Origin of the sequence: Terriglobus sp. YAF25 (genome assembly GCF_052113305.1) — a bacterium.
GTDB lineage: Bacteria > Acidobacteriota > Terriglobia > Terriglobales > Acidobacteriaceae > Terriglobus.
The window spans coordinates 1-4,817 of sequence record NZ_JBFRCY010000406.1; the positions used below are offsets into that span (position 1 = coordinate 1).

5 protein-coding genes are annotated in these 4,817 nt (G+C 58.2%); all 5 read right to left on the reverse strand.

The features are described 5' to 3' along the window. Nucleotides 1-414: 414 nt before the first annotated feature. The 5 genes from AB4043_RS16670 to AB4043_RS16690 all read right to left on the reverse strand — a co-directional run bounded on the left by AB4043_RS16670 (nt 415) and on the right by AB4043_RS16690 (nt 4,600). Complete coding sequence (locus AB4043_RS16670) at nt 415-3,270, reverse strand: ADOP family duplicated permease (RefSeq protein ID WP_442307561.1); 2,856 nt, start codon at nt 3,268-3,270, stop codon at nt 415-417. 72 nt (nt 3,271-3,342) lie between these two features. Continuing rightward, nucleotides 3,343-3,681: a PadR family transcriptional regulator gene (locus tag AB4043_RS16675; RefSeq protein ID WP_442302452.1), complete on the reverse strand. Its 339-nt coding sequence runs from the start codon at nt 3,679-3,681 to the stop codon at nt 3,343-3,345. A gap of 355 nt (nt 3,682-4,036) precedes the next feature. Beyond that, nucleotides 4,037-4,168: a hypothetical protein gene (locus tag AB4043_RS16680; protein ID WP_442307562.1), complete on the reverse strand. Its 132-nt coding sequence runs from the start codon at nt 4,166-4,168 to the stop codon at nt 4,037-4,039. Next, the gene (locus AB4043_RS16685; protein ID WP_442307563.1) at nt 4,165-4,446 is read right to left on the reverse strand and encodes a hypothetical protein; all 282 of its coding nucleotides are present in this window, start codon (nt 4,444-4,446) and stop codon (nt 4,165-4,167) included. The genes AB4043_RS16680 and AB4043_RS16685 overlap by 4 nt, the downstream gene beginning before the upstream one ends. 16 nt (nt 4,447-4,462) lie before the next feature. Continuing rightward, on the reverse strand, nt 4,463-4,600 hold the full coding sequence (locus AB4043_RS16690) for a hypothetical protein (protein ID WP_442307564.1): 138 nt from the start codon (nt 4,598-4,600) through the stop codon (nt 4,463-4,465). Between the last annotated feature and the right edge of the window lie 217 nt (nt 4,601-4,817).

The window sequence follows — 4,817 nt, forward strand, 5'->3', positions numbered from 1 at the left end:
GGTTCAACCGGTATAACCCATTTCATCGGAAAGGTTTCTCAGCTTACCTTATTTTTCGGGAAAAACACATAGGTAACTATTTGATATACCAACACTCCGAGGCTATTTCTTCGTCTCGCCATCGCTGCCATACCCAGCATAAGACGGGTGATTTGCCCGCGTGTTATATGCCGAATGTCCAAAAAGACCACTCCGCCAACTCCGGACTCCTCCCCTCAGCGAGTCAGAGTTCCGCGTCAATGGCTGCGGCAAGCACACCACAACGGCGGCCTCCGGTCCAGAATCTGAGTTCCAGGGTTCCCGCAGGAATATCGAAGGGTTGAAGCCGCAAGCTTTTGAACCAGACGCTGACCAAAAGCACTGAAGGCCGGGGTCCTCGACAAACTCGGTTCGTTGGGGTGGAAAGGCGCGTTCCTATTCGTATCGAAGAGCCGTCAAGGGATCGATTCTGGCTGCCCTCCGCGCCGGAAGCCAGGTTGCAAACACCGTCATTCCGGCAACGACAGCGATCGCTATCGYAAACGTGAGCGGATCCAGGACGCTCAGCCCAAAGAGCTGGCTTCGGATACTTCTAGTCACCAGCAACGTGAGCGGCAATCCGAGACACACACCTATGGCCAATAGCATCAGGGACTCCTTCAGGATCATCCACAACACCGTCTGAAGCTGCGCACCGAGGGCAATGCGGACACCGATCTCTGTCGTGCGCTGAACGACGTGGTAGCTCATCACGCCATACAGGCCGATCGCCGCCAGCAGTAAGGCGAGAATGGAAAAAGCGCCCGTAAGCATTGAGATCAACTGATCGTTCGCGATCAGGCTCGATACCTGCTCTTCCATAGTTATAACTCTCAACAACGGCAGCTTGGAATCGATCGACGCAACCGCGGCTCTGAGATCGGCAATTGTCTTTGCCGGATCGCCAGTCGTTCGAAGCAGGATGGTATAGGCATAGCGATCCTGGTTCTCCTCCCGCACGGTAGTGCTCGCTTCTGTAGCTGTTGTTGTTCCGCCGGATGGGAGAGGCGCATAGGGATCGATCTGCGCCAACGGGATGTAGGTCATGCGTACCGGTTCGGTCTCCCGCGGATTTCCGGATTTCGTATTCCGCACGATTCCGACGATCTGCCATGGGCCACGCACGCTATCAATACCTAATGTGAGGGTGCGGCCGATCGCCTCGCCCCTAGGGAAGTAGCGTTTTGCGATCGATTCGCTGATCACCGCAACCTTCAGACTGCCGGCGGTATCTTCGGGTGTAATGCCACGTCCTGCGACGATCGTAATGCCGGCAGTCTCGAAGTATCGGCCGGAGACTCGATTCAGCACTGAGACCATGTTCTCTTTGGGAGCGGGAGTGTAGCCCGCCGGCGAGATACTGGAGCTCCATACACCTTCACTGATCGGCGGGGCCRCCGATAACGCAGCGGAACGAACACCGGGGATCGCGGAGAGCCGCTCGAGAAGATGTTGATGCAGCGCCGGCACCTGATGCGGTTGATATCCGGCAAGCTTTGGATCGATGGATGCCAGCAATAGATGCGTTCGCTCAAACCCATAATCCTGGTGCTGCAGGTTACGTAACGTGCGCACCAGCAAACCGGCCCCTACCAGAAGAAGCAGCGACAACATCACCTGGGCAGTGATCAGCGTCTTCGGCCAGAATCGTGAGGCTCTGCCTCCGCCTCCTTGAACGGTTCGTACAGCCGTGTTGAGCGACCCGCGCTCTCCAAGGCGCGCCGCAACCGTAGAAGGCGCGAGCCCGAACAACAGCGCTGTGACCATTGAGATGCCGAACGTGAAACCGAGCACCGCCGTATTCGGCGCTGCACTCATGGCTGTCTCTCCGCTCCCCTGGCTTACGAACGCGATCAACGCGCGCGTTGCTGCGAAAGCCAGGCCAAGTCCCAGGGCGCCACCGAAGAGCGACAATGACATCGCCTCCATAAGACTCTGCCTGATGACACGTGCGCGGCTGGAGCCAAGGGCCAGCCGGGTTGCGATTTCACGCTGCCGCGCCGCTCCGCGAGCGAGCAGAAAGTTGGCCAGGTTCGCACAGGCGATCAAAAGCACTACGACCACGACCGCCATCAGAATCTTGAGCGAGTCGCCATATTGGCTGCGAACCAGAGACACCCCCGTCGCTGACGGCACCAGGGGCACATTTGTCCGCTCGATCTCCTTGCGGCGTTCCGGAGTAATGACGCCTCCGTCTCTGGCGAGGACGCCGAGACGGACCTGCCGATTCAGCCAGTTCTGGCTTTCGAGAACTCCGGCTTTACTTGTGGATGCTTGTTCGCTCAATCGTCCAAAGAGATGCAGGAAGTACAGGCCCGACTGCGGCATCAGCATGGATGGGTGCTGCAACACCGCGGGCTGCATGCTGACGGGCGTCCATAGATCGGTCGGCTCAACTTCCTGCCGGAATCCATGAAACGCCTCAGGCATCACACCCACGATCTCAAACGGTGTGCCATTGATCGTGAGTGGTCTGCCGATAATGGCACGATCGGACGACAGTGCACTCTGCCAGAAATGATGACTGACAACCACGACTGCACCGCTGCCCGGAACGGCATCGTCAGCGGGCAGAATGGCCCGTCCAAGCAACGGCTGCGCACCAAGCACATGAAAGTAGTTGCCGGAGACCAGTGTCGCCTGCGCAAGTATAGCGGGAGCTCCGGATCCCACTGCATCTGGCGCGAGAACGCTCGTCTTGTTCGAAAAACTTCCGTATGCGGCGATTCCCCGAAACGGTCCGGGATTCATCTCTAACTGCCGGGAGAAATCCCAGGGAAAGTAGCCGCCGAACGCCCCAAGATCGATGCCGCCGGCGACTCCGCCATACACCGAGTCTCCAAAGGCAACCAGTTGTTGAGGATCCTTCACCGGCAGCTTCTTCAGAAGGACCTGATCGATCAGCGTAAAGATCGCACTGTTCGCCCCGATGCCAAGAGCAAGAGAGACCACGGCCACAGCGGTAAAACCGGGCCGCCTCATCAGCGAGCGAAGACCGATACGCAGATCCTGAAAAAGATTGTCGACAGACGACTCCCACCGCGACGACCAGACCTTGTGCTTCACGGCGTTGCTGCTGCCCAGTTCTGCCATCGCCGCACGGCGGGCCGCATCTGCACTCATTCCCTTGCGCAGCTTGTCTTCGGTCGCGGCCTCGACATAGGCCTGCAGCTCCTCGTCCAGCTCGCGTTCCACGTGGCTCCGTTGAAACAGAGCCCTGATTCCCATCACGAGATTCGTCAGCCAACTCATAGAGAGTCCTTTGAACGGAATTACGGTTCCCTGCTACGCATCCCCACTACGCTCCCGGACTACGCTTCCCAACTACGCATCAAGGATGCGTGCAATGGCGGAGATCCGCCGCCCCCACTGCTCTTTCTCCTGCTGCAATGCCTTCCGGCCCTTCGCCGTGATCTCGTAGAACTTCGCGCGCCGGTTGTTCTCCGTACTACGCCACTGGGTCTTCACATAGCCGCTACGCTCCATGCGGCTCAGAGCAGGCAGCAGAGAGCCCGCATTCACGCGAAAGACGCCGTCGCTCATCTGCTCGATGCGCAACCCGACGCCATACCCGTGCATGGGTTCAAGCGCCAGTGTCTTGAGAATCAACATCTCGAGCGTTCCCTGAACAATCTCACCCGGCTCTGCCTTCGGTACGGACATCGAATCTCTCCTCTAGTTCCTYTAGAGGACAAAGATACGCCTTTCCTCTAGTTCGTCAAGAGGAGCCGGAAGAGTTCACCTCAAAGATACGTGCCCGGAAGCGAGCGGCGTGTGTGCGGATACGGAGAGTTGTAGATTAAAAGCGCTGAAGGGGCATTCCACCAGCCTGGGCAACGCCCCCAGGCTGAAACCCTGCATAACTCCCACAGGGAAAATGCTCGGGCGTTTCAGGGCGGTCGGTCGACCTCGCCAAACATCCGCACATCACATCCGCACATCGCATTCCATCCATCGAGGGCGTGTATAGTACCGTTCAAGAAATCTTGCCTTTTTGAGGGCCGGTATGAGCCACGCATCACGTCCAGAGGTTGATCGGGAAATCCTGGAAAAGCTGGAACATCGTCTCGGCAAAGTGCACGCGCGCCAGCGGCTGGGCATCGAAAAGGACCACGAAGCCATCTTCGGGCATGGGCTCAACTTCTTTCATCCTGAGAACTGGTACTCCAGGAGATCTATCTCTGCGGTGTAGACGACGCCCACTACTACCGCGCCGACAACGTCCACCAGGCGGCAGGCCCTATTCCCTCCGGCGCCATCTCCATCCTGCTCTCGCACACGCCGGAGATCTATCGGCAGGCCGCCCACGCCGGCTTCTCCCTGATGCTCAGCGGCCATACGCACGGCGGCCAGGTCTGCCTGCCGGGATCGATTCCGATCACCCTTGATGCCAAGCTGCCTCGCTCCATGGGGCGGGCGCGTGGACATACGGTCCCTTGGTCGGCTACACCTCGGTCGGTGTCGGCTGCTCCATCGCACCGGTACGCTTCAACTGCTTCCCCGAGATCACCATCCATCGCCTGATCCRAGCCGAAAGCCCGGCGTGGTTCTCCTGATAACAGGGAATGGTGGTGTTGTTCAAGGACGAATCCTAAGTTAGGAACCTTACTTTAGACCCAAGACATTGAGACGGGATAACCCATGCGTTTTGAGGCAGATTCCGTCCTGCCCAAAATCCAACAGCGGCCATCCAAACGAATTCCAGAATGATAGGCAACCTGAAGCTGCATAGATAACTTCTCCTACTCCGCAGCCCGGGCCCTCAAGAGCCTGCTCAGGAGTAACTTCCATGCGAAGCA

What these genes read in the sequence shown, in the direction of transcription:
- AB4043_RS16675 (WP_442302452.1), bottom strand. Translation starts at nt 3,681, where the DNA reads ATGTCCGTACCGAAGGCAGAGCCGGGTGAGATTGTTCAGGGAACGCTC.
- AB4043_RS16685 (WP_442307563.1), bottom strand. Translation starts at nt 4,446, where the DNA reads ATGTCCACGCGCCCGCCCCATGGAGCGAGGCAGCTTGGCATCAAGGGT.
- AB4043_RS16680 (WP_442307562.1), bottom strand. Translation starts at nt 4,168, where the DNA reads ATGAAAGAAGTTGAGCCCATGCCCGAAGATGGCTTCGTGGTCCTTTTC.